Annotated in this window: 27 protein-coding genes and 2 other annotated features; of the genes, 20 read left to right on the top strand and 7 right to left on the bottom strand. The window is 50.6% G+C overall.

Annotated elements, in window-relative coordinates; all coding sequences use genetic code 11:
- Nucleotides 1-155: 155 nt before the first annotated feature.
- The 4 genes from DS743_RS02020 (at nucleotide 156) to gltX (ending at nucleotide 3,707) form a co-directional block, all read left to right on the top strand.
- The gene (locus DS743_RS02020; protein ID WP_035185276.1) at nucleotides 156-524 is read left to right on the top strand and encodes a GntR family transcriptional regulator; all 369 of its coding nucleotides are present in this window, start codon (nucleotides 156-158) and stop codon (nucleotides 522-524) included.
- Between the two features lies 1 nt (nucleotide 525).
- Complete coding sequence (locus DS743_RS02015; protein ID WP_025896191.1) at nucleotides 526-1,224, top strand: ABC transporter ATP-binding protein; 699 nt, start codon at nucleotides 526-528, stop codon at nucleotides 1,222-1,224.
- Entirely contained in the window at nucleotides 1,224-2,060 is an 837-nt protein-coding gene (locus tag DS743_RS02010; protein ID WP_072544154.1) for an ABC transporter permease, read from the top strand. Before DS743_RS02015 ends, DS743_RS02010 begins: the two co-directional genes overlap by 1 nt.
- Before the next feature lie 144 nt (nucleotides 2,061-2,204).
- Nucleotides 2,205-3,707: a glutamate--tRNA ligase gene (gltX, locus tag DS743_RS02005; RefSeq protein WP_002876356.1), complete on the top strand. Its 1,503-nt coding sequence runs from the start codon at nucleotides 2,205-2,207 to the stop codon at nucleotides 3,705-3,707.
- Nucleotides 3,708-3,788: 81 nt separating this feature from the next.
- Here the strand turns inward: gltX and DS743_RS02000 are convergent, their stop codons facing one another.
- On the bottom strand, nucleotides 3,789-4,814 hold the full coding sequence (locus DS743_RS02000) for a YeiH family protein (RefSeq protein ID WP_035162587.1): 1,026 nt from the start codon (nucleotides 4,812-4,814) through the stop codon (nucleotides 3,789-3,791).
- Between the two features lie 118 nt (nucleotides 4,815-4,932).
- On the opposite strand from DS743_RS02000, the gene DS743_RS01995 reads away from it, so the two are divergent.
- Nucleotides 4,933-5,808 carry a LysR family transcriptional regulator gene (locus DS743_RS01995; protein ID WP_035185278.1) on the top strand — a complete coding sequence of 292 codons (876 nt, stop codon included), beginning with the start codon at nucleotides 4,933-4,935 and terminating at the stop codon, nucleotides 5,806-5,808.
- A gap of 45 nt (nucleotides 5,809-5,853) precedes the next feature.
- Here the strand turns inward: DS743_RS01995 and pepV are convergent, their stop codons facing one another.
- Both pepV and DS743_RS01985 read right to left on the bottom strand, forming a co-directional pair.
- On the bottom strand, nucleotides 5,854-7,272 hold the full coding sequence (gene pepV, locus DS743_RS01990) for a dipeptidase PepV (protein ID WP_035185280.1): 1,419 nt from the start codon (nucleotides 7,270-7,272) through the stop codon (nucleotides 5,854-5,856).
- A 34-nt stretch (nucleotides 7,273-7,306) separates the two neighbouring features.
- Entirely contained in the window at nucleotides 7,307-8,926 is a 1,620-nt protein-coding gene (locus DS743_RS01985) for a peptide ABC transporter substrate-binding protein (RefSeq protein WP_035185283.1), read from the bottom strand.
- Between the two features lie 109 nt (nucleotides 8,927-9,035).
- Between DS743_RS01985 and DS743_RS01980 the strand changes: the two genes are divergently transcribed.
- Nucleotides 9,036-9,158, top strand: coding sequence for a hypothetical protein (locus DS743_RS01980; RefSeq protein ID WP_257786125.1), 123 nt, complete (start codon nucleotides 9,036-9,038; stop codon nucleotides 9,156-9,158).
- Nucleotides 9,154-9,433: a binding site (T-box leader), on the bottom strand. It overlaps the preceding gene by 5 nt.
- A 101-nt stretch (nucleotides 9,434-9,534) precedes the next feature.
- On the opposite strand, the gene DS743_RS01975 is transcribed toward DS743_RS01980, so the two are convergent.
- Nucleotides 9,535-10,101, bottom strand: a complete 567-nt coding sequence (locus DS743_RS01975; RefSeq protein WP_035185284.1) for an NUDIX hydrolase — start codon at nucleotides 10,099-10,101, stop codon at nucleotides 9,535-9,537.
- Nucleotides 10,102-10,243: 142 nt separating this feature from the next.
- On the opposite strand from DS743_RS01975, the gene cysS reads away from it, so the two are divergent.
- The 6 genes from cysS to DS743_RS01945 all read left to right on the top strand — a co-directional run bounded on the left by cysS (nucleotide 10,244) and on the right by DS743_RS01945 (nucleotide 14,724).
- On the top strand, nucleotides 10,244-11,668 hold the full coding sequence (gene cysS / locus DS743_RS01970; RefSeq protein ID WP_013440002.1) for a cysteine--tRNA ligase: 1,425 nt from the start codon (nucleotides 10,244-10,246) through the stop codon (nucleotides 11,666-11,668).
- Complete coding sequence (locus DS743_RS01965) at nucleotides 11,661-12,104, top strand: Mini-ribonuclease 3 (protein ID WP_035185287.1); 444 nt, start codon at nucleotides 11,661-11,663, stop codon at nucleotides 12,102-12,104. The genes cysS and DS743_RS01965 overlap by 8 nt, the downstream gene beginning before the upstream one ends.
- Nucleotides 12,091-12,840, top strand: coding sequence for a 23S rRNA (guanosine(2251)-2'-O)-methyltransferase RlmB (gene rlmB / locus DS743_RS01960; protein WP_035185289.1), 750 nt, complete (start codon nucleotides 12,091-12,093; stop codon nucleotides 12,838-12,840). The genes DS743_RS01965 and rlmB overlap by 14 nt, the downstream gene beginning before the upstream one ends.
- A 111-nt stretch (nucleotides 12,841-12,951) precedes the next feature.
- Entirely contained in the window at nucleotides 12,952-13,521 is a 570-nt protein-coding gene (locus DS743_RS01955) for a sigma-70 RNA polymerase sigma factor region 4 domain-containing protein (protein ID WP_016396767.1), read from the top strand.
- Nucleotides 13,522-13,588: 67 nt separating this feature from the next.
- A complete protein-coding gene (locus DS743_RS01950) occupies nucleotides 13,589-13,804 on the top strand; it encodes a P8 family protein (protein WP_002876482.1) in 216 nt (71 codons plus the stop codon).
- A gap of 128 nt (nucleotides 13,805-13,932) precedes the next feature.
- Nucleotides 13,933-14,724 (top strand): alpha/beta hydrolase, encoded by a 792-nt coding sequence (locus DS743_RS01945; RefSeq protein WP_035185291.1) that lies wholly within the window; start codon nucleotides 13,933-13,935, stop codon nucleotides 14,722-14,724.
- 101 nt (nucleotides 14,725-14,825) lie between these two features.
- On the opposite strand, the gene DS743_RS01940 is transcribed toward DS743_RS01945, so the two are convergent.
- Complete coding sequence (locus tag DS743_RS01940) at nucleotides 14,826-16,577, bottom strand: 1-deoxy-D-xylulose-5-phosphate synthase (RefSeq protein WP_035185295.1); 1,752 nt, start codon at nucleotides 16,575-16,577, stop codon at nucleotides 14,826-14,828.
- Nucleotides 16,578-16,752: 175 nt separating this feature from the next.
- Between DS743_RS01940 and rpmG the strand changes: the two genes are divergently transcribed.
- The 6 genes from rpmG to DS743_RS01910 all read left to right on the top strand — a co-directional run bounded on the left by rpmG (nucleotide 16,753) and on the right by DS743_RS01910 (nucleotide 20,222).
- On the top strand, nucleotides 16,753-16,902 hold the full coding sequence (gene rpmG / locus DS743_RS01935; protein ID WP_002876495.1) for a 50S ribosomal protein L33: 150 nt from the start codon (nucleotides 16,753-16,755) through the stop codon (nucleotides 16,900-16,902).
- 6 nt (nucleotides 16,903-16,908) lie between these two features.
- Nucleotides 16,909-17,079, top strand: a complete 171-nt coding sequence (gene secE, locus DS743_RS01930) for a preprotein translocase subunit SecE (protein ID WP_003615789.1) — start codon at nucleotides 16,909-16,911, stop codon at nucleotides 17,077-17,079.
- A 91-nt stretch (nucleotides 17,080-17,170) separates the two neighbouring features.
- Nucleotides 17,171-17,725 (top strand): transcription termination/antitermination protein NusG, encoded by a 555-nt coding sequence (gene nusG / locus DS743_RS01925; RefSeq protein WP_002876498.1) that lies wholly within the window; start codon nucleotides 17,171-17,173, stop codon nucleotides 17,723-17,725.
- 125 nt (nucleotides 17,726-17,850) lie between these two features.
- Nucleotides 17,851-18,276 (top strand): 50S ribosomal protein L11, encoded by a 426-nt coding sequence (gene rplK, locus DS743_RS01920; protein ID WP_002876501.1) that lies wholly within the window; start codon nucleotides 17,851-17,853, stop codon nucleotides 18,274-18,276.
- Nucleotides 18,277-18,359: 83 nt separating this feature from the next.
- A complete protein-coding gene (gene rplA / locus DS743_RS01915) occupies nucleotides 18,360-19,055 on the top strand; it encodes a 50S ribosomal protein L1 (RefSeq protein ID WP_003615785.1) in 696 nt (231 codons plus the stop codon).
- Nucleotides 19,056-19,217: 162 nt separating this feature from the next.
- Nucleotides 19,218-20,222 (top strand): glycosyltransferase family 2 protein, encoded by a 1,005-nt coding sequence (locus tag DS743_RS01910; protein ID WP_035185297.1) that lies wholly within the window; start codon nucleotides 19,218-19,220, stop codon nucleotides 20,220-20,222.
- Nucleotides 20,223-20,317: 95 nt separating this feature from the next.
- Here DS743_RS01910 and DS743_RS01905 read toward each other — a convergent pair whose 3' ends face one another.
- A complete protein-coding gene (locus tag DS743_RS01905; RefSeq protein WP_035185300.1) occupies nucleotides 20,318-21,568 on the bottom strand; it encodes an ammonium transporter in 1,251 nt (416 codons plus the stop codon).
- Between the two features lie 223 nt (nucleotides 21,569-21,791).
- Nucleotides 21,792-22,193: a hypothetical protein gene (locus tag DS743_RS01900; protein ID WP_025896019.1), complete on the bottom strand. Its 402-nt coding sequence runs from the start codon at nucleotides 22,191-22,193 to the stop codon at nucleotides 21,792-21,794.
- A gap of 97 nt (nucleotides 22,194-22,290) precedes the next feature.
- Nucleotides 22,291-22,420 (top strand) — a sequence feature (ribosomal protein L10 leader region).
- Between the two features lie 33 nt (nucleotides 22,421-22,453).
- Here DS743_RS01900 and rplJ point away from each other — a divergent pair.
- Together rplJ and rplL are read left to right on the top strand one after the other, a co-directional pair.
- Complete coding sequence (rplJ, locus tag DS743_RS01895; protein WP_002876508.1) at nucleotides 22,454-22,963, top strand: 50S ribosomal protein L10; 510 nt, start codon at nucleotides 22,454-22,456, stop codon at nucleotides 22,961-22,963.
- A 52-nt stretch (nucleotides 22,964-23,015) separates the two neighbouring features.
- Nucleotides 23,016-23,381 carry a 50S ribosomal protein L7/L12 gene (rplL, locus tag DS743_RS01890; RefSeq protein ID WP_002876509.1) on the top strand — a complete coding sequence of 122 codons (366 nt, stop codon included), beginning with the start codon at nucleotides 23,016-23,018 and terminating at the stop codon, nucleotides 23,379-23,381.
- Nucleotides 23,382-23,596 lie beyond the last annotated feature (215 nt).

Genomic DNA, 23,596 nt, shown 5'->3' with positions numbered 1-23,596 from the left:
TAAGGAAGAAAGGTAAGTAAAAAGCATAGGAAAGAACTAGGCCAAAGATAAAGGGACAAAATTTTGCTTTTTCTCTGTTTTTGCCTTGACGAAAGGCCCGATCCGTTATACACTAACAGCGTATTAGATAGCTAGTACGGCAAAGGGGTGTGCAAATGAAATTCAAAGACAACCTGCCGATCTACTTGCAGATTGAAGACTATATCTACTTGCAGATCGCCCAGGGCAAGCTGCAGGCCGGCAAGAAGCTGCCTTCAGTCAGAGCCCTGGCACTTGAATTGACGGTCAACGCCAATACAGTCCAGCGGGCACTTAGAGAAATGACGGCCAAGGGCTATATTTTTACCAAACGCGGCGAAGGTAACTTCGTTACGACCGATGAAGGCCGCCTGGAGGAAATGAAGAGCAAATTGCTGAAGCAGGAGCTGGCGGCTTTCGTCAGCCGGATGGAGAAACTCGGAGTCGAAAGGGAAAACCTGACTGGACTATTGGCCAGCTACTTAGATGACACAAGGGAGGAATAGCATGAAGACTTTGGAGATTAAGGATTTAAGCTACCACAAGAATTCAAAGACGATTTTGGAGAGAGTTAACTTGACTTTGGAGGCCGGCAAGATCGTGGCCTTAGTCGGGGCCAACGGGGCCGGCAAGACCAGCTTGATGCGGGTGATCGCGGGCCTGGCCAAGCAGTACAAGGGCAGCGTGGAGGTATGCGGGGAAGCAGATGAAGACCGCCGCAAGCAGTACATCGCCATGACCGACAGCTTGTCCGCCTTCCGCGACTCCAGAAAGATCAAGGATGTCGCTGACTTTTACCGCCTGGTCTACCCGGACTTTGACGACAAGCAGTTTGCTGATATTCTGGAATTCATGAACTTGAATGAAGATGAAAGACTGGGCAGCCTGTCCAAGGGGATGAAGGAGAAATTAATCATCGCCCTGGTCTTCTCCCGCAAGGCCAAGCTCTACCTGCTGGATGAACCTTTCAGCGGGGTTGATGCCATGAGCCGGAAGAAGATTATCAAGTCCATGCTGCTTTGGAAGCCGGAAGAGGCGACCCTGGTCATCAGCGACCACGTCTTAGATGAAATCGCTCCGGTGATCGATGAGGTCGTTTTGATCAAGAAGCACTCAGTTTTAGAGCAGCGCAGTGCTGAAGAAATCCGGGCTGAACAAGAAAGCATCGAAGAGTGGTATGAAGGATTTTACGAGGGGGAAGAGTAATGATCGCTTTTAAGCAGACTTTCGCGGCCATGTTCAAGGAAAAGAGCCGGACGACCTGGCTCAGCCTGGGCATCGAGGCAATTTTTATCCTCTTGATCAGCTTGTACTTTGGTATCAGATACGGCTTTGGCAGCGACTCAGCTGGTATTGGCATCGGGATTGCCGCGACGGTGATCTTCTGCGTGGGCATCTGGTACCAAATTGACGTGATTATGACGGCCTACCGGATCAACCGGTCCCAGACCTGGCGGCAAGTGCCGGTAACAGCGGGCAACTTCCTGACGGCTAATGTGCTGACCGGGCTTGTGACCGCGGTTATCTTTGCCTTAGCTAACCTCTTGATATTCGTAATTACCTTGCTGCCATTTATTTTTGGCGGGGAGATGCGGATCGATTCGCAAGCAGTGGCGACTTTCCAGCCTTACGTCTCCAGCATCAGCAACTGGCTGCTCTACATGACCTTGTTTGCCCTGGTCAGCTTTGCCGGCGGCATCTGCTTCTGGCTGCTCATCACTGAATCAGCCAGCGTTTTGGGGGACTTCCTGCCTTTGAAGGGGAAAACGAGCAAGTTTGCCAAGGCAGTTATCCTGCTGGCCCTTCTGGCTCTTTTGTCCTGGGGCAGCAGCAGCATCTTGGGCGCGGTCATCCGCATGGTTTCAAATTCCGGCTTTGACTTCAACTTTGTCATTGACAATACTGGCCTGCACACGTCCCAGACCGACCTGGGCTTGCCGGTCATCAGCTGGCTCTACATGCTGGCTGAGCTGGTCTACGTGGCCATCTTGTGGGCAGCGGAATACTTCGTCTTCAAGAAGGGCGTTGAAGCCAAGAAATAAGCAAATCAGATTAAGTGACAAATGCCTGCCTTTGGTGGGCATTTTTGCTTGTCGTCAGGGCCCGATTTGCCGGTAAAGATTGAATTTTTTCCTTATTGCTAGTAAACTTAATAAGTTGAAGAATAGTAAGAAAGAGGCATAATTTTGGCTAATAAGAAAATCCGCGTGAGATACGCTCCGTCACCAACTGGCCACTTGCACATTGGTAACGCGCGTACTGCTCTGTTTAACTATCTGTTTGCACGTCACAACAAGGGGACTTTGGTTCTGAGAATCGAAGACACTGACACCGCCAGAAACGTTGAAGGCGGGGCTGAATCTCAAATCGAAAACCTGCACTGGCTGGGGATCGACTGGGATGAAGGTCCGGACATCGGCGGGGACTACGGCCCTTACAAGCAGTCCGAAAGAAAGGACATCTACCAAAAGTACATCGACCAGCTGCTTGAAGAAGGCAAGGCTTACTACTCCTTTAAAACTGAAGAAGAACTGGAAGCCCAGCGTGAAGAACAGCGGGCCATGGGGATTGCTCCTCACTATGTCTACGAATACGAAGGCATGACTACTGACGAAATCAAGCAGGCACAAGACGAAGCCCGGGCCAAGGGCTTGAAGCCAGTTGTCCGCATTCACATTCCAGAAGGCGTGACTTACGAATGGGACGACATCGTTAAGGGCCACTTGAGCTTTGAATCCGACACTATCGGCGGTGACTTCGTCATCCAAAAGCGCGACGGGATGCCAACTTACAACTTTGCCGTCGTTGTCGACGACCACTTGATGGAAATCAGCCACGTGCTCCGGGGCGATGACCACATCTCTAACACGCCAAAGCAGCTTTGCGTTTACGAAGCTTTGGGCTGGGAAGCTCCAGTCTTCGGCCACATGACTTTGATCATCAACTCCGCTACTGGCAAGAAGCTGTCCAAGCGTGACGAATCAGTCCTGCAGTTCATCGAACAATACAGAGAACTTGGTTTCCTGCCAGAAGCCATGTTCAACTTCATCACTTTGCTGGGCTGGTCACCAGTTGGCGAAAGCGAAATCTTCTCCAAGCGCGAATTCATCAAGCAATTTGACCCGGCCCGTCTGTCCAAGTCCCCAGCTGCCTTTGACCAAAAGAAGCTGGACTGGGTCAACAACCAGTACATGAAGACGGCTGACAGAGATGAACTTTTGGACCTGGCCCTGCACAACCTGCAAGAAGCTGGCTTGGTTGAAGCTAACCCGGCTCCAGGCAAGATAGAATGGGTAAGACAATTGGTGAACATGTATGCCAACCAAATGTCCTACACCAAGCAAATCGTTGACTTGAGCAAGATTTTCTTCACTGAAGCAGAATACCTGACTGACGAAGAAGTGGAAGAAATCAAGAAGGACGAAGCTCGTCCGGCGATTGAAGAATTCAAGAAGCAACTGGACAAGCTGGACAACTTCACGGCCAAGAAGATCATGGACGCTATCATGGCTACCCGGAGGGAAACTGGCATCAAGGGCCGCAAGCTCTTCATGCCAATCCGGATCGCTACTACCCGGTCAATGGTCGGCCCTGGCATCGGCGAAGCTATGGAATTGATGGGCAAGGACACGGTCATGAAGCACCTGGACTTGACCTTGAAGCAGCTTAGCGAAGCTGGCATCGAATAAGCTAAAGAACAAAGGAAAAGGCTTTTACCGAGCGGTAAAAGCCTTTTTTGATGCAATCGATTAAATTGTTTGTTTTATTTTTTACCAGAGCCCCATTAGCCGCTGTAAAAGCAGGCTGACGGCTGTGATCCCGGCCCAGCAGGAAGCCCCGAGCAAGAGGGGCTTGGCCCCGGACTTGACCAGCTTGACGATGTTGGAGTTAAGACCAATCGCGGCCATGGCCATGATGATCATGAACTTGCTCAGCTCCTTTAAAGGCAGGAAGACATTGGCATTTACTCCATTAGCCAGGGCAAAGGTTGTGATTAAGGAAGCCAAGACAAAGTAGAGGATGAAGGCAGGAAAGGTCCGCTTCAAGCTGAAGCTGTTGTCCCTTTGCTCCTTTTTGGCGGTGAAATAGCCTAAGGCCAGGGTGATAGGGATGATGGCCAGGGTTCTGGTTAATTTGACGGTCACGGCCTTGTCCAGGGTCTGGCTGCCCAAATGGAACATGCTGTCCCAGGTTGCCGCCGCGGCAGTGACGGAAGAAGTGTCGTTGATGGCTGTCCCGGCAAAGATGCCGAAAGAAGTCCCCGAAGTCTGGTCAAAGCCCAGGAGCTTGCCAAAGATTGGGAAGAGGATGGCGGCCAGGACGTTGAAAAAGAAGATAACAGAGATGGCCTGGGCTACTTCGTCGTCGTCAGCGTCGATAACCGGGGCGGTAGCGGCGATGGCGCTGCCCCCGCAGATGGATGAGCCGACCCCGATCAAGGTTGAGATCTTGCCGGGGATGTTTAAAGACTTGTGCAAAAGCCAGGCGAGCAAGAGCGAGGTCGAGATGGTGCAGATGATAATCGGCAGGGACTGGCGGCCGGTCTTGACGACCACCTGCAGGTCCATCCCAAAGCCCAGGAGAACGACGGCCATTTGCAGGATATACTTGGACGTCCACTTGATCCCGCTGGCCGCGCCTTTCTTCTCTTCCCAAAAGAGGGTGATGACCATGCCAAACAAGATGGAGAAGACGGCGCCCCCGATGACTGGCAGGGTCTTGCCTAAGAGCCAGGCGGGGGTAGCGATGGCCAGGCAGACCAGGATGCCGGGCAGATTCTTTTTAATCCAATTCATTTCTTTTTTGCCTCCAGATATTTTTTGAACATGTTTTAGTATAGTAGTAAAATGGTAGAAAATAAAATTATAGATTATTGTCTGTCGATAAATCAGAATTATTGTAAGGAGGCAGGGGATGCTGGATTTTCGCGTCAAAACATTTTTAACGGTCTGTGAGACCATGAACTTCACCCGGGCGGCTGACCGCCTGCATGTGACCCAGCCGGCGGTGTCCCAGCACATCCGCTATTTGGAGAAGGAGTACCAGGTCAAGCTTTTCAGCTACCAGGGCAAGAAACTGACCTTGACCGCGGCGGGAGAGAAACTCCGCCAGGCCATGCGGCAGATGCAGAGCGATGAGCGCCTGCTTAAAGCGGAAATCAAGCAGGCTGACCTGCCGCCGGTCCGCTTTGGGGTAACCATGACCATTGGGGAATACGCCTTAGCCAGGCCCCTCAGCCGCTTTTTAAAAGACCATCCCCAAACCAATGTGGAAGTAGTCTACGGCAACACCCAGTTTTTGACCAAGAAATTGGATGAGGGGGACCTGGACTTTGCCCTGATAGAAGGGGACCCGGCCAGGGGTTATGCCAGCCTGCGCTACCAAAGCGAGGACTTCATCGCCGTCTGCTCGCCAGATTTGTCTTTTGCCAAGGAGCCGGACCAGATCGCTGACCTTTTTGACCAGCGCCTTTTGGTCAGGGAACCTGGCTCAGGGACTAGGAAGATCCTGGAGGACAGCTTAGGCGCCCAGGGGCAGGAACTGAGCGACTTCAAGCAGTATGTCCAGGTCGGCAACATGCAGATGATCACCCAGCTGCTCTTGGCCAATTGCGGGGTCTCTTTCTTGTACCAGACTGCCGTTAGTGACCTTTTAAAGGCAGGAAAGCTGCGGAAGTTGAGTTTGCGGGACTTCCAGATCCGCCATGACTTCACCTTTATCTGGGAGAAGAACAGCCTCTACGCGAACCGCCACCAGCAGATCTGCGCGGAACTGAAGGCAAGCAGATAAGAAAAGACTTTTACTTGTTTTGGGTAAAAGTCTTTTTTGCATATTCTACTTGGTTAATTCGTAAATCGCTTCAGCATAGATGGCCAGGCTTTTTTCCAGTTCAGCCAGGCTGACGGATTCGCCGATGGCGTGGGCGGTGTCCAGGCTGTCCGGGAAGGCAGGCCCGTAGCCGACCCCGTTTTTAAAGAAGCGGCCGTAGTTGGCCCCAGCGGAGATAACGGTCGCACCGGCTTGGCCAGTCTGCTTTTCGTAGACGGAAAGGAGGGTCTTGACGAAGGGGTCGTCGCTAGCAACGAAGTGGGGCTTTTCAAAGTCCTGGTAGGGCTGGAAGGTCGTCTGACAGAAAGCGCCGAACTTGTCATTTAGCTGCTGGCACATTTTTTCCGGGCTGGTCCCCCGGCTATAGCGGATGTCGCTCTTGATATAGGCTTCGGCTTGGCCCTTTTGGTAGCGGAAGACGGCCGGGCAGTTGATGGACTTGCCCATCTCGGAGTCAGTATTGGCGATCCCGATTTTTTCCCCGTAGTAGTCCTCCAGCTCAAATTCACCGGCAAAGTCCAGGAAATTTTTAGCCCGGCCGGTGAAAGGGAAGGTCCGTAAGAAGCTGGCCAGGAGGCAGGCCCCATTTTTCCCTTCCCAAGGAACTGAGGCGTGGGTGCTGACGCCTTCTAAACTTATCTTTAAGCTAGTACCATTGTCGCCAGCTGATTCGTTGATTTCCCCAGTCAAGCCATTTTTTGCCAAAAAGTCCGGGAAAGCTGCCTCAATTTTCGCAAGATTCTCGCCAGAGACAACGGCGGTCGCGGCGGCTGGAATCATGTTGGTGGCCTGGCCGGCAGTGAAGGACTCAAGGATTAAGCCAGTAGCTTCTTTGCCAATAAAATCTGTCTTCAAAACAGCCAGACCAGCCTGACCGGTTACGATAGGAAAAGAGGAGTCGGGGGAGAAGACCCAGTCAGGAGCCGGGCGTTTTTGGAGGTAGTACTTCATCCCCACCCAGTCGGTTTCCTCGTCAGTACCGATAATCAAGGAAATCTTCTTTTTCGGCTGAAAACCGGCTTCCTTTAAAGCCAGGAGGGCGTAGTAGGCGGCTAAGGCCGGACCCTTGTTGTCGCTTGCTCCCCGGCCGAAGACTCTGCCGTCTTTGACCCATGGGGTAAAAGGATCCTGGCTCCAGCCTTCATCTGGCGGGACAACGTCGACGTGGACGGCCACGCCCAGTTCCTGGGTGCCTTGGCCAAAAGTAACGACCCCGGCATAGTTGTCGATGTTTTCAGTTTGAAAGCCGTCCCGGTCAGCGTAGGCCAGGAATTTTTTTAAGGCCTTGACCGGACCCGGGCCTACGGGAAATTCAGGAGTGGCCAGGTCCATGTCGCGGACGGAGTCAATCTTGATCAAGTCTTTTAAGTCGGCTAGCAGGGCCGGCATTTTTGCTTTGGCAAATTCTTGGTAGGGGAAAGTCATCGTTTGCTCCTTATGTTATATGTTACTAATCGCATTATTTGCTGATATAAGCACCCTTGAAGTTGTAGGCCAAGCCAGCGCCTTTAAGGGTGATGTTTTTAACCTTCGGGTTGATCAAGGTCGCGGTGTTGCTGTAGTAAAGCGGAGTCACGCCCTGCTGGGTGAGGAGGATGTGTTCAGCCTTGACCAAGGCACTCCAGCGCTTCTTGCTTGAAGTCGTGGTCTTGGAAGTTTCCATGGCCTTGTTGTATGCCGCGTTTTCCCATGACCCGTAGTTGTTGACGTTGGTCTTTTGGAACATTTCCAGGAAGGTGTTCGGGTCAGTGTAATCCCCGCTCCAGCCGTCCAAGATGACGTCAAAGTCACCGGCTTCTTCTCTGGCAAAGCGGTTCTTGAATGGCATGTTGGTGACTTCGACCTTCATGCCCAGGGTGCTTTCCAGGGCGCTTTGGATAAATTCTGTGGCCTTCTTGGCGTCATCAGTGTCATCGCCTAAAAGCTTGATGGTGATCTGCTTTTTGCCCAGCTCCTTCAAAGCCTTCTTGTAGTAAGCCTTAGCCTGGGCCTTAGTCCCGGACTGGATAGCCTTGGTCTGCTTGGTTACGACTTCCTTGCTGAATTCCTTGCCGGTAACCGGGTCAGTGATCCCGCTTGGGGTTAAAGAAGTAGCGGCGATGTCAGCCAGGTTCAGGGTCTTGGCCAGGGATTCCTTGTTGATCGCGGCGGCGATAGCCCCGCGGAGGTTGACATTTCGCAAGTTCTTGTCAGTCTTGAAGTTGTACATGAGGTACTGGGTCCGGTTGCTCTTCTTGATCTGCCAGCCCTTTTGGTTTTTGAGACTCTTGCTTTGGGAAGCGGACAGGGTGGTCATGTCCAGTTTGCCGACCTGGTAGAGGTTGTAGGAGGTGCTTTGGGACTTTTGCACGCTGAAGTTGATCTTGGTCAGCTTGACATTCTTCTTGTCCCAGTAGTACTTGTTCTTGACCAGCTTCCAGGTCAGGTTGGACCCGGTCCAGCCCTTCATGACAAATGGACCGTCTGAGAGGGTGTATTTAGCGGCCGTGCCGTATTTTTTGCCAGCTTTTTCAATGAACTTCTGGTTTTGCGGGGCAAAGGCTGAGCCGGCTAAAAGGAGCTGGAAGTAAGGGATCTTTCTTTCCAGGGTCACGACCAGCTTGTACTTGCCCACGGCCTTGATGCCTAAGCTGGGGACAGGCTTTTTGGAAGCGACGATGGCGTCAGCGTTTTTGATGCCAGAGTACTTGTTGGACTGGGTTGAGGCGGTCTTAGGGTTGACCTGCCGGCGCCAGGCGTAGACGAAGTCCTTGGCCGTCAAGGCTTCCCCGTTGGACCACTTGGCATTTTTTCTAAGGTTAAAGGTCCAGGTCATTCCGTCCTTGCTTTCCTTCCAGGACTTGGCGATGCCGGGCAGGATCTTGGAGTTGTTGCCCAGGCGGACCAGGCCCTCCATGGTGGCGTCCAGCTGCTCGCCGCCGTAGACGTCATTGCTCAAAGCTGGGTCCATGGTGGAGATTTCTCCGGCGGAGAACCAGTTTAAGACTTGCTTGGTCTTTGAGCTGCTGGCAGAGGTGTTGGAGCAGGCAGAAAGCAGGCTGGCGGACAGGGCTAAAGTGATGATGGCTGATTTTTTCATGATCTTTTCCTCGGTGTTTTCTAAAAATTGAATTGATCTAGAACTAACTTGTTTTCTTTTTTAAAAAGCAGCGAGGGGATGTCGGCCACTTAAGGCAGACGGGGTGTTTTTGAACATGTTTGACTCTTTCATGGCGGACTCCTTTACAAAATCATTTTTAAAGCTGGCAGAAAAAGAAAGATTAAAAAAGAAAGAGCAAGAAAAAATCGCCCCCAAGGAATTGCTTCCTTGAAGACGATTGTTAGTCGTGGTCCCACTTCATTTCATCAGCTGTCTCACGGCAACTGACCTTACACTGCCGCTGACTAGTCGCCGGAAAGGGCAAAGAAGGCCAGTTTCCAGGAACAGCCAGGGCAGCCGTGGTAACGCTCGCTAGCGGGAAGGCCTACTTTATTTCGGCCAACCAGTTCTTAGATGTGTTTCGCCAGGCGGCTTTTGCTCAATCGCACCAACTTGAGCTCTCTGGAAAAAGCCGGACCTGGTTACTCTTCTAATCGATACTTTTCTTAAATTACTTTAATTTTTAATTAATGTAATCTTAAAGCGTAAATAAGCTTCTGTCAAGCGGCTTTTTGAAAAAAACTTTTTTCTTTTTCGCCCTATTCTATTTACTTTGCCGGATAGTCCTTGAGCTTGGCGTTCAGCTTGGAGTAGATCCGGTCGACAAACCAGGGCTCAGTTGACTTTTCCAGGGCTTCATCCAAGCCAAACCAGGCAACAGCCTTGTTTTCGTCGGCTTTCGGCCGGATAGGCAAGCTGTCGTCAGCCTCTAAGAGGTAGGTCACGTTTAAGTGCAAGTGTGACGGAACGTATTTGCCTTTTTTCTCATGCCCGTCCACGGTCAAAATCTCAACAGAGTAAATTTGCTCCGTGACAGCTTTAGCTTTAACTCCACTTTCTTCTTTGACTTCTTTTAAGGCCACATGCAAAAGGTCCTGGTCGCCGTCCGCGTGCCCGCCCAGCCAGGCCCAGGAGTCGTAGATCCGGTGGTAGGCCATCAGCGCTTTGTCCCGGGCCGGATTGACGACCCAGGCTGAAGCGGTAAAGTGCTCGGCCAAATTGGACTGCAAGAACAGTTCTTCCCCGGTCTCCAGCCGGTAGATCATTTCTTTGACGTCGGCTGCTTCTTGCTCGTTAAAAGGGTGGTAATTTTGTAAATCAGTCAGTAAAGTCATTCTTCTCTTCTCTCTATTTTTTCTGTTTCTCTCCGTTTCCTCAGATTTTACCACGGGCGGTGATTGTCTGTTAAAATGTAGAGTGTTAAGTACTGAATTATTGCAGGTAAGGAAAACTTCTTAAAGAAAGCAGGAAAATATCGTGAAGCTTTTCAACACTTTAACTAGGCAGAAAGAAGAATTCAAACCCCTGGTTCCCGGCCAGGTCAGCATGTACGTCTGCGGGCCGACGGTCTACAACTACATCCACATCGGCAACGCCAGAAGCGCCATCGCTTTTGACACCATCCGCCGCTACTTTGAATACAAGGGCTACAAGGTCAACTACGTTTCCAACTTTACTGACGTCGATGATAAGATGATCAACGAAGCTAGAGCCGAAGGCACGACCGTGCCGGAATTAGCCGAACGCTATATCCAGGCCTTCTTGGAAGACACCCGGGCCTTAAACATCGAAGAAGCGACTCTGCACCCGCGGGCAACCCACGAAATCCCGGCCATCATCGACTTCATCCAAACCTTGATCGACAAGGGCTACGCTTATGAAGCCGACGGGGACGTCTACTACCGGGCTAAAAAGTTCGCTGACTACGGGCACTTGAGCGACCAAAACATCGACCAGCTGGAAGAAGGGGCCTCCCAGCACGTAAACGATGAAGAACAAGGCCGCAAGGAAGACCCAATCGACTTTGCCCTCTGGAAGGGGCAGAAGGCTGCAGACGAAATCGCCTGGGACTCCCCATGGGGCAAGGGCCGGCCGGGCTGGCACATTGAATGCTCAGTCATGTCCACCAAGTACTTAGGTGACACCCTGGACATCCATGGGGGCGGGCAGGACCTGGAATTCCCCCACCACGAAAACGAAATCGCCCAAAGTGAAGCCAAGACGGGCAAGAAGTTCGTCAACTACTGGCTGCACAACGGCTTCGTGACCGTGGGCAAGGATGAGGAAAAAATGTCCAAGTCCCTGCACAATTTCGTGACCGTCCACGATATCTTAAAGAACGTTGATCCCCAGGTTCTCCGCTTCTTCATGGCCAGCGTCCAGTACAGAAGCCAGATCAACTACTCAAAAGAAAACCTGGAGCAGGCCGCTAACATTCTGGGCCGCTTCAAGAACACCCTGGAAGGGATCAACTACCGCCTGGCTGACGCAACTGAAGGCTTGCCGGACCCGGACCTGGCCAAGCTGGTCACTGAAACCACGGCCAAGTTTGAAGCCGCCATGGACGATGACTTCAACGTGCAAAATGCCTTGACCGCCATCTACGAAGCCCTGCCAGCCGTCAACTCCAACGCCAACGCTGAAAAAGCCGACAAGGAAAGTCTGCGGCTTTTTGCTAAAAAATTAGCTGCCTGGCTCAGCGTCTTTGGTCTGGATGTTGACAAGCTCCTGGCTAAGGAAGCCGGCAATGATGACGCTGTAATCGAAGAATTGGTTGCCCAGCGGACGGAAGCCAGAAAGAACAAGGACTGGGCCAAGAGTGACGAACTCCGCGACCAGCTTAAGGAAATGGGGGTAGTCCTCAAGGATACCCCGCAAGGAACCAGGTGGAGCCGTGAATAAAGCACAGAAGTTAACTGAAAAAAGGATTGATCCCAACACCTTGAGCGGGCAGACTCTGGCCTACTTGGGCGATGGGATCTATGAAGCCGCCATCCGCCGGCACTTGATCAAGGGCGGGATGCTGAAGCCGCAGAACTTGCAAAGAGCAGCAACCCACTATGTCTCAGCCAAGGCCCAGGCGGGCCTGATTGCTAAAATGCTGGACACCGGCTTTTTGACTAAAGAAGAAGAAACAGCCTACCGGCGGGGCAGAAATGCCAAGACCCATACCAAGGCCAAGAACACCAGCCTGGCCACGTATGAAATGTCAACTGGCTTTGAAGCAGTCTTTGGCTACCTAGACCTGGCCGGTGAAGAAGGCAGGGTCAAGGAATTGATTGCCTGGTGCATTGATGAGGTGGAAAGTGAAGGGACAAGGGAATATGTCTTCAACTAACAATGATTTTGTCTTCGGCCGTCATGCCGGAATCGACTTTTTGAAAAACCAGGACAGCGAAAAGATCAACAAGGTCTTCCTGGCTGAAGGGGTTCAGGAGGACTTTGCCAGAGAAGTCTACCGCTATGCCAAAAAGAAGCATTTGATCATCCAGCAGGTGCCGAAAAACAAGCTGGACAAGCTGACTGGCGGGGAAAACCACCAGGGCCTGGTTTTGGCTGTCGCTTCTTTTGAATACGCCGACTTTGACCAGCTCTTGGACAAACTGGACCAAGAAGAGGCCCCCCTTTTGCTCATGCTGGACAATATTGAAGACCCCCACAACCTGGGCTCCATCCTCCGCAGCGCCGACGCGACCGGGGTCAGCGGGGTGATCATCCCTAAGCGCCGGGCCAGCGGCCTGACCAGCGTGGTGGCGAAGACCTCAACCGGGGCCATCGACCACGTGCCAGTTGCCCGGGTGAACAACCTGGTTCAAACCTGCCAGGCCTTGAAGGACCGGGGTTACTGGATCTTCGGGACGGCCATGGAAGGCGATGACTACCGGAAGTGGAATGCCAATGGCAAGACCGTTTTAGTTATCGGTAATGAAGGCAAGGGGATCTCCCCGCTTCTTCTTAAGCAAATGGACCAGACTTTGACCATCCCGATGATTGGCCACGTCCAATCCCTAAATGCTTCAGTAGCAACCGGGGTCTTGCTCTACCAGGCCTTTAACAGCCGCTACCCTTTGTAAAGCAAATCGTTTACAGTTCAAGAAAAGTGATTGAATCAAACAATGGTTCGATTCTGTCAAGGTAAAAAGTCCTTTATTCTGTGGGCAAACAGAATGAAAGGGCTTTTTACTATGGGATTGACAAAGGAAAGAGAGCGCCTGCTGATCAGCCGGATTCAAAAAGATGATGATGAGCAGGCCCTTAAAGAACTGTATTACAGCTGCCTGCCTGTGATCGGCGGCACCATCAAGCAGTATTTTGTGGAGCTATATGACAGCCAGGACTGGGAGCAGGAGGCCTTGATCCTCTGCTATAAGACGGCCAAGCGCTTTGACTTAAAGCAGGGAAAGCCCTTTGTCGGCTTCTATAAGGTCAGTCTGCACAACCGGGCCATCAACTTGATCAGACGGGGCAAGCGGAAAAAGCGCCTGGCCGCTAGTGACCAGGTCTATTGGGAAGATGTGACTCCCGAACTTGAGCAAGCTTCCTGCTTGATCGCGAGTCCGCCGGTGCCTGTTTTGGACTGGCAGGATTTGGTTGAGTCCTTGAGCATGCTGGAATTGGAAGAATTGCTTTTGGAATTGGGCTACAAGCAGGCCGGGGAGATCATGCGCCAGTACCAGGTCAATGAGATGGGGCTCAGACGGGCCAAATACCGGGTGAAGGAAAAAATCAAGCTAAAATTACGGATAGGTGCGTAAACATTTTAGCCAAATGGGACTATAATATAGTTGTAGGATGAAAAAATTATTTAGGAGGTAATCAAAAATGTCAGAAATTGTTAAGACAGCTTTGCTGGATCGGTCAATGAAAGAAGTTTTTGAGTGGAGTGACTCAGACACCCCTGTAAGAGATGCCCTTTGGGACTACTTCATGGAGTCAAACGGCCACAACACCGACAAGACTGAGGAAGCCATGCTTCCATTCATGAGCTACTCTGACGACAAGATCATCGCATTTGTCAACGAAAACCTTAAGAAATAATCTTTTCCCTACATTCCTGACCTCTTGTCTCCCATAAGGGAGGGGAAGGGGCGAAAAACGACGGCTCGCTTGAGCCGCCGTTTTTTTGTTAAAATAAGAATCCAGCTATAAATCTGACAAGGAGAAGTTTGGAAGTTTGGAAAAGAAACAAGAAAAAACAGAGAAACAGAAAAAAGCAAAAGAAACAAAAGAATAAGATCTCCAAGAAGCAAAAAGGGCTGCTGGCTCTGGCGGTGATTTTAGCCGCCTTGCTGCTTGCTTTTGGTCTGTATTTTGGCAATTACTATCATGCTGACAAGACGGCCCAGCAGGCGATGAAGAGCAGTCGGACAGTCAAGGTCAAGCAGACAGCTGAGGGCTACCTGTTTGATGGGCCTGCAAAGAAAAATGCCATTATTTTTTACCCGGGAGCGAAAGTTGAAACTACCGCCTACGCACCTCTCTTAAAGCAGATCGCCAGCCAGGAGGCAGATGTTTTCTTAGTTGACATGCCCCTGCACATGGCCTTCTTCGGCCTCAACAAGGCAGACAAGATTCGGGCCAGCTACCACTACCAAAACTGGTACATGTCGGGCTACTCGCTGGGGGCGGCCATGGCGGCTATGTATAGCGCGGACCACTTGAAAGACTACCGGGGCTTGATCATGCTGGCCGGCTACCCAACCAAGGACCTGCACGCGGCTAATTTTTCCGTGCTCAGCATCTATGGGTCAAAAGACGGGAACGCAAAGATGCTGCAAAAGAATCCCCAGTACCTGCCAAATGACTACACTATGCAAGTCATCAAGGGTGGCAACCATGCCCAGTTTGGCAATTACGGCATGCAAAAAGGGGACGGGCAGGCCACTATTTCCAGAAAGGCCCAGCAGCAGGCAACCGCCCAGGCGGTTCGGCAATATTTACTTGCTCATGACAAGTAATGAGTTAAATAGTAAAAAGAAAAAAGAGAATAAAAAGAAATATGATAGTACAGAAAAAGCTGGTCATCTTGCGTGATCAGCTTTTTGCTTATATCTGCTTCTTAGTTAAATAATTGCTTGACGCTGGCAACGATTTGCTCAGCCGTCAATTGGTTGCGGACCAGGATCTGGTCATAGCTTTGGTCAACGTCGGTGTATTCCCGCTTTTCGCCAAAAGTCTTGACCAAAACCGGCCGGTCAGCCAGGTAGCCGGCCACCTTTTGCCCGAAGCCCCCGTCCAGAATATTGTTTTCCAAAGTAATTACAGCCTGGTAGTGCCGGGCTAAGTGGTCCAGGCAGTCAGTATCCAGGATGTTAGCTGACAAAGGATTGTAAAGGGCAGCATTAAGTTCTTCTGCCACTTGGCTGCTTAATTCCTGCATGTCTCCTAAAGCCAGGATGGCGATCTTCTTGCCGGCCCGCCGCTTTTGGTAGTGGATGTGCCGGTAGCCTTCAAGCACAGCCCCGCCGGCTGGAACTGGCCGGACTGGCAGCTTGATAGCTACAGGGCCGTCTTTTTGCTTCAAGGCCCAGTTGATCATGGCCGCTTCTTCAGTCAAGCTGGTCGGGGCCAGGTACTTCCAGTTAGGCAGATTGCTGACCATGACCTGGTCAAAGACGCCCACGTGGGTCTTGGAGTTGGCCTGGATCCCGCCGCCAGCCACGATCATGACGACTGGCAAATTGTTAGCCGCCACGTCATGGCTGAGCTGGTCGAAGGCCCGCTGCAGGAAGGTGGAGTTTTCAAAAAGGACTGGCTGGCCGCCCGCCTTGGCAAAGCCCGCCGCGAAGGCCACGGAATCCTGCTCGGCGATCCCGACGTCGACGTAGTGGTCCGGGTAAGACTCTTTAAAGGAGTCAAGGCCAAAGACGCCAGGGATAGCGGCAGTGATCGCCATGATGTTTTCCTGGCCCCCGTCAATGGCGCTGGCCACGGTCTTAACGGCAATTTCCGCTGGGGTTGGGCCAGCAGTAATGTTCTTTGGCGAATCATCGCTTAAGTTGAAGGGGCGGACCCAGTGGTGCTTTTCTTCATCCTCAATAGCTGGCTGATAACCCTTGCCCTTTAAGGTGTTGACGTGTAAAACCAGGGGGTGGTCGACATCGCGGATTTCGCTGAAGGCATTAATCATGCTTTCCAGGTCATTGCCATCAGCGACATAGCGGTAATCAAAGCCAAAGGCCTTAAAAGGATTTTCCGGATCCTGCCCCTGGCTGTCTCTCAGCTTCTTCAGGGCCGTGGTCAAGCCGCCGACATTTTGGTCAATGGACCACTGGTTGTCATTGATGACGATGACCAGGTTGCCCTTTTCCAGCGCGGCGTTATTTAAGCCTTCATAGGCCATTCCGCCGGTTAAGGAGCCGTCGCCGATGACGGCCATGATCCGCTCGCTGCCGCCTAAGAGGTCCCGGGCCTTGGCCATGCCGGTGGCTAAAGAGATAGAGGTAGAAGTGTGGCCAACCGCGTAGTAGTCATAGGGACTTTCATCGGGATTAGTGTAAGGAGTCACCTTGCCGTAGGCTTCCGGGTCCAGCCAGGCATAAGCCCGGCCCGTCAGCATCTTGTGGGGGTAGGTCTGGTGGGAGACGTCCCAGATGATTTTGTCGCCGGGGGCGTCAAAGACGTAGTGGTAGGCGATGGTCAGTTCCACGATCCCCAGGTCAGGACCCAGGTGGCCGCCAACCGCCGCGTCTTTCTCGATGATCAAGTGGCGGATTTCTGAAGCCAACTGCTTCATTTCTTCCAGATCCAGAACCTTAAGGTCGGCTGGTGACTTGATCTTGTTGAGCAGGTATTCAGGGTGTTGATTCATTTCTTTTCCTCATGGCCGGCTAACCGGCAATCTTGTAAACTGTGTTTTTGCTAGTTCCATTATGACACAGGGGCCGCTTAAGATGTGAAAATAAAGCCCGGCAAAGTCAGTCATATAATAGTTGCTTTTAGGGCGGATTTTTGCTAAAATCAAATGAAGTTTGAAGGTGAATATTATGGCAGTAAAGAAAGCAGCTTTGGCCTGCAGCGTTTGCGGGTCACGGAACTACTCAATCACTGCAAACAGCAACCGCACCAAGCGCTTGGAACTGAACAAGTTCTGCAAGCACTGCGGCAAGAAGACTTTGCACAAGGAGACGAGGTAGACAGGGATGATTAAGTTTTTTAAGAGCGTTGGTCAGGAAATGAAACTGGTTCATTGGCCAAGTGCTAAGGAAAACCGGCGCGACACGGCAAACGTGGTCGTAACTTCTCTGCTTTACGCGATTTTCTTGGGTGCTTTGGATTGGGCCTTTGCAAAATTGATTCAATTAGTTCTGTAAGAGCGACAAAGTATGTTATAATCATGCTAGTTTCAAGGAAAACCTCTTTAGCGAGGTTTTTTTGTTTGCCAAAAAGGAGATTAAAGAAATTATGGTAGAATCCGCCAAGAAGCAATGGTACGTCCTGCACACTTACTCTGGTTTTGAGGACAAGGTTAGATCCGACTTGCTGTCCCGGGCCCAGTCACTGGGGATGCAGGACTACATCTTCCGGGTTGTCGTTCCGCAAGAACCAAAGATCGAAGACGTGCGCGGCAAGAAGGAAGAAGTTAATGAAAAGGTCTTCCCTGGTTACGTTTTGGTTGAAATGGTCATGACTGACGAAAGCTGGTTTGTTGTCCGGAACACTCCTAACGTTACTGGTTTCGTTGGCAGCCACGGCGGTGGTTCCAAGCCTTCCCCGCTTTACGAGGAAGAAGTCAGAGCCATCCTGCAGATGCAAGAAGGCGAAGCAACTGAAAAGGTTGACTACGACTACGAAGTTGGCGAAAGCGTCATGATCACTGCAGGTGCCTTCAACGGCATGGTTGGCAAGATCGCTGAAATCCAGGACGACAAGCAAAAGCTCTTCTTGACCATCGACATGTTTGGCCACGCTATCACGGCTGAACTGGGCTTTGACCAAGTCAAGAAAATGGAAGACTAAACATAAAAAAGTCTTGCATTCTGCCGGTTTTCAGAGTACTATATTAAACGTACTTTATTATTGTGGGAGGAGAGTCCGGAAACTCTCCATTTTAACCGCATCACGGAATCAAGGAGGTTTTGACCGTGGCAAAGAAAGTTATTAACGTTGTTAAGTTACAAATTCCAGCTGGCGCTGCAACCCCTGCACCTCCAGTAGGTCCTGCTTTGGGTCAAGCAGGTATCAACATTGTTGGCTTTACTAAGGACTTCAATGCTCGTACTGCTGACCAAAAGGGCATGATCATCCCTGTAGTCATCACTGTTTACGAAGACCGTTCATTCGACTTCGTAACTAAGACTCCTCCAGCACCAGTCTTGTTGAAGCAAGCTGCTGGCATTCAAAAGGCTTCAGGCGAACCTAACAAGAACAAGGTTGGTTCAGTAACCACTGCTCAAGTTAAGGAAATCGCTGAAACTAAGATGAAGGACCTTAACGCTGCCTCAATCGAAGCTGCTATGCGCATGGTTGAAGGTACCGCTAGAAGTATGGGTATCGAAGTGAAGGACTAATTTGTTAATTTTTACCAATTAACAAGTCAGGTGGGAGAGCAAAGGGAAAGCTCGTTTGACCACACATACAAGGAGGATTTTTCATGCCAAAGCATGGTAAGAAATACGTAGAAGCTGCCAAGAAGGTTGACAGCAACAAGTTGTACTCAGTAGAAGACGCTATCAAGCTGGTTAAGGAAACTTCATACGCTAACTTTGACGCTTCCGTAGAAGTATCTTACAACTTGAGCGTTGACCCTAAGCAAGCTGACCAACAAATCCGTGGCTCAATCGTTTTGCCAAACGGTACTGGTAAGTCTGTTAAGGTTATCGTATTTGCTGAAGGCCCACAAGCTGAAGCAGCCAAGGCTGCCGGTGCTGACGAAGTCGGCGCAGACGACCTGGTAGAAAAGGTTCAAAACGGTTACCTGGACTTCGACGTTGTCATCGCTACTCCAATGATGATGGCTAAGGTTGGTCGTTTGGGTCGTGTGCTTGGGCCTAAGGGCTTGATGCCAAACCCTAAGACTGGTACTGTTACTATGGACACTGCCAAGGCTGTTCAAAATGTTAAGGCTGGTCAAGTAGAATACCGTGTCGACCGTCAAGCTTCAATCCACGCTGCTATCGGCAAGGTTTCATTCACTGAAGAACAATTGATTGAAAACTTCCGCGCTTTGCAAAACGCTATCCTGCGTGCAAAGCCAGCTTCAGCTAAGGGTCAATACATCAAGAGCTGCGCAGTTGCCGCAACCTTTGGCCCTGGGATCAAGTTGGACCCAATCGCTTTGATGGCCTAATTTTCCCTAAGTTAAGCAAATTAAGCTCCTCGCCTTTTGGCGGGGAGTTTTTCTTTGCCCTAATTTTACCTTAAGAGATTTTTAGTCTTGGAAAAGGCTTTCTTTTAAAAAATCTTGTTATACTAGTAGAGACAAATAGCGAACTGAAAGAAGTGTATCAAGGTGGAAAAAATACTAACTCTCATCGTTCCCTGCTATAACTCAGCTGAATACTTGAACCGCTGCGTCGACTCCCTTTTGCCCGGCGGTGACCGGGTGCAAATCATCTTGGTTGACGACGGGTCAACTGATGAAACCGTCCGGATGCTGGATGACTACCAAGCTAAGAATTTAAACTTGGACCTGGAAGTTGTCCACCAGGAAAATGCCGGCCACGGCGGGGCCATCAACAATGGCCTGAGACTGGCCAAGGGCAAGTACGTCAAGATCGTCGACAGCGACGACTGGCTGGACCAGGAGGCCTACAAAGAGGTGCTGGATTACCTGGAAAGTAATCCAGAGGTCGACCTCTTTTTGGCCAACTATGTTTATGACAAGCCAGCTGCCGGCCGCCAGCGGGTGATCAAGTTCCCGCATCTGCCGGTCGGGCGGACCTTCTCCTGGGATGAGGTCAAGCTGCGGATGGGCCAGTACTTCATGCTCCACTCCGTCATCTATAACCGGAAAGTCCTGGACCGGGCCAAGGTAACCCTGCCAACCAAGGTGTCTTATGACGACAATATCCTTGTCTTTGAGCCGATGGTGCAGGTGCAGACCATGCGCTACCTGCCGATCAACCTCTACCACTACTTTATCGGCAGAGATGACCAGTCAGTCAACGAAAAGGTGATGCTGAAAAAGATCGACCAGCAAATCTTGATCAATAAGCAGCTGATCGTCTTCTACGCCTCCCAGGTCAACAAGCGGGCGCCTTACGCCAAATACATGAAATACTTCTTAGAGGCCGTCACAGGCGTGACTAGCGTCATCTTGATTCGGGGCAAGAAGAAGGAGTATATTGCCAAAAAGGACGAACTCTGGCAGTTCCTGAAGACTTATGACCTGGAGACCTACAAGTCCTTTAAACGCCGCCTGGTGGGCCATTTTGTCTCCCGGGACGTCCTGCCTATGCGGCAGATGGTCAGCGGGGCCTACTTGATCCTGCAGCGGTTGTATTCGTTTAATTAGGGCAGGGGAAAAAGATACAATATTCGACAAAAAAGCTTTGGCAAGAAGGCCAAAGCTTTTTGATTTGATGAATAGGATGTTGAGAAAAAATGCTGCTACTTGCCGAAGATGGCCTGGCTTGCGCTGATCTGGCAGTCGGCGAATTCGCCGTGCTCGCTGAGGTCCAGGCCGACTTCTTCATCACGGGCGGAAACCCGCATGTTGACGAAGCGCTTCAAGACGGCTGTAATTAAGCTGACCATCAAGAGAGTAAAGACGATGGTGAAGAGGGTGCCGGCTGCCTGCTTGCCTAAGAGTTCCCAGCTGCCTCCGTAGAAAAGGCCGCTAGTGGAAATCCCCGGGTCAACTTTTTGACTGGCAAAGAGGCCGACGGTTAAAGAGCCAACGATACCGGAAATGCCATGGCAGCCAAAGGCATCTAGGGGGTCGTCAAAGCTAAGCCGTCCTTTAACCTGGCTGATAAAGAAGTAGCTGGCCAGACTGCAGAGGATACCGGTGAAGAGGGCTCCAGCGCAGGTTTCATAGCCAGCCCCTGGCGTGATGCCAACTAAGCCGCAGAGGGTACCGGTGCAGATCCCGTCTAGGCTGGCTTTGCCGCTAAAGGTTTCTTCCAGCAAAAGCCAGGTCATCATAGAGGCCGCTGCCGCAACCGTACTGGTCAAGCAGGCCGTCAAGGCCGTTTGGTTCATGCCGAAGGCACTGCCGGCGTTAAAGCCGTACCAGCCTAGCCAGAGGATGGCTGTCCCCAAGAGGACCCAGGGCAGGCTGTAGGGCCGGGTCTGCTTTTGGTAGCGGGGCCCTAAGAAGATGGATAAGACCAGGGCGGTGATCCCGGCGTTGATGTGAACGACCGTGCCGCCGGCAAAGTCCAGGATCCCCCAGCCGGCTAAAAGTCCGCCAGTCCCCCAGACCATGTGGACCAGGGGGTAGTAGACCAGGACTGACCAGAAGAAGACGAAGACCAAAAGAAAGTTGAACCGCATCCGACCCACCGTGGCCCCAACGAAGAGGGCCGGGGTGATGATGGAAAACATCATTTCAAAAAGCAGGTAGCTAGCGGCGGTAATTCCCTGCTCCTTTAAAACGACCTTAGTCAAGTCACTGCCGGAGAGGAAGATGTGCTGGACTCTGCCAAAAATCCCAGCTACATTGCCGTTGAAGCAAAGTTCATAGCCAAAGGCCACGAATAAGACGATGGCTAAAGCGCAGATGATAAAAACCGAGATCATGGTGTTGACCACGTTTTTCTTCGAGACCAAACCCCCGTAGAAAAAGGCCAGGCCCGGGGTCATCATCAAGACCAGGACGGCGGCGATAATTAAGAAGACGGTGTTGGCTGTGTTCATCCTTATTTCCCTTCTGCTTCTATCTCTATACCAATTATTTGCTCAGATTTATGTTCTTAGTTATACCATGCCGGTGAATTTTGTAAAACTCTAGACCAATTTAGAAAGAGAAGAAATTGCCTGGAAAAGTTGGGAAAAAAGGGCAAAAAAGGGCCTGCTTTTTCAAAAGGCAGGCTGCAAGCGTTTGCTGAATTATTTTGTTAAAAAATACTAAAAAACAGACTTAATTTTTGTCATCAAAACCGGTCTCGTCCCGGCGGTTGACGTGGAAGTTCTTGTCGTTTGCTTGTTCAGGCACGATGAAAGAGCAGAGCAGGAAGAGGACGAAGCCGCCCCAGCCCAGACCGTTGATGCCCAGCTTGTAGCCGGTCAAGGTCAAGATGACGCCCAAGAGGAGCAGGCACCAGGCGATCCAGGAGAGGATCTGCCAGTTCTTGCTCAGCTTCTTGTTTTCAGATTCGATGTCCAGGAAGCCGCGGACAATGAAGTAGGCGCTGATGATGAGGAATAAGACGTCCATGGCGATGCTAGCGGCGGAATGGTCCTTGAACATGCTGAAGACGGCCAGGGTGCCGGAAATGCCGGCTAAGAAGAAGTAGAAAATGTCGATCAGTTTACTCTTCAAAATTGCACCTCCTAAAAGTCATTACAGTAAATTTTAGCAGATTTTTGCAAAAAGTGGCGAAAAAGGTTTGACAGATCTTGTTTCAGATGGTAATCTAGATAAAGTAAATTTCTAACCTAAGACGTGGGTGGCGTAAAGCCTCAATACAATCCCACCGAGGCCAGAAGATAATGAAGATTATTAAACTCTCCATGTCTTTCTTGGCATGGAGTTTTTTAGGCCTTGTAGAATTTTACAAAATTTTATGGAGGTGAATAATTTTGAGTCAAGCTACTATCGCTGCTAAGGCTAAATTCGTTGAGGAATTTGCAGAAGAACTTAAGTCAGCTAAGTCCATCGTAGTTATCAACTACCTTGGTTTGACTGTTGACCAAGTTACTGCGTTCCGTGCAGAATTGCGTGAAAGCAACGCCAAGATGAAGGTTGTCAAGAACACTTACCTTCGCCGCGCTGCTGCTCAAGCCGGCTTGGAAGATTTGGCACCAGTATTCGTTGGCCCATCAGCTGTGATCTACACTGATGATGAAGACAATGTTACTGCACCTGCCCGGATCGCTGCTGACTACGCTAAGAAGTTCGACGTTGTTGAAATTAAGGGTGGTGCACTTGAAGGTCAAGTTGCTACCAAGGAACAAGTCGAAGAACTGGCTGCAATTCCAGGTCGCGAAGGTCTGCTTTCAATGCTTCTTTCTGTATTGCAAGCACCTGTACGCAACTTTGCATACGTTGTTAAGGCTGTCGCTGAATCAAAGGAAGAATCAGCTGAATAGTCTGGTCATTTTAAACTAGATATTAAATTCCATATTTTCGGAGGATATTACAATGGCTTTGGATACTGCTAACATCATTGAACAATTGAAGGGTGCTTCAATTCTTGAATTGAACGACCTTGTACACGCTATCGAAGAAGAATTCGGCGTTACTGCTGCTGCTCCTGTAGCTGCTGCTGGTGCCGCTGGTGGTGCTGAAGAAGCTAAGTCAAGCTTCGACGTTGAATTGACTTCAGCAGGTACTGAAAAGGTTAAGGTTATCAAGATCGTTAAGGAAGTTACTGGCGCAAGCTTGCTGGACGCTAAGAAGACTGTTGACGGTGCTCCAGTTGTTCTTAAGGAAGGCTTGTCAGAAGACGAAGCTAACGAACTTAAGGCTAAGCTTGAAGAAGTTGGCGCAACTGTTACCCTTAAATAATTACGGCCTTCGGGCATTAATTATTAACGAAGAACGCGTTTGTGGATATCCACAGGCGCGTTTTTGTTTGGCTTTTTTAACTTTTTGCCCAAAAAAAGGCCTTTAGGCCTCTAACGCAAAATTTTTCTACGAAAAAACTGCCGCCAATTGCAAGAATAAATTGAACACTTACCATAACATCTGGCAGATTTTGACTATCTACGCCGGTAAATGCG

The organism is Lactobacillus leichmannii (genome assembly GCF_024701915.1).
In the GTDB taxonomy this organism is placed as follows: Bacteria; Bacillota; Bacilli; order Lactobacillales; family Lactobacillaceae; genus Lactobacillus; species Lactobacillus delbrueckii.
The sequence above is the reverse complement of the archived record's forward strand: the minus strand, read 5'-3'. Positions and strand labels throughout refer to the sequence as shown.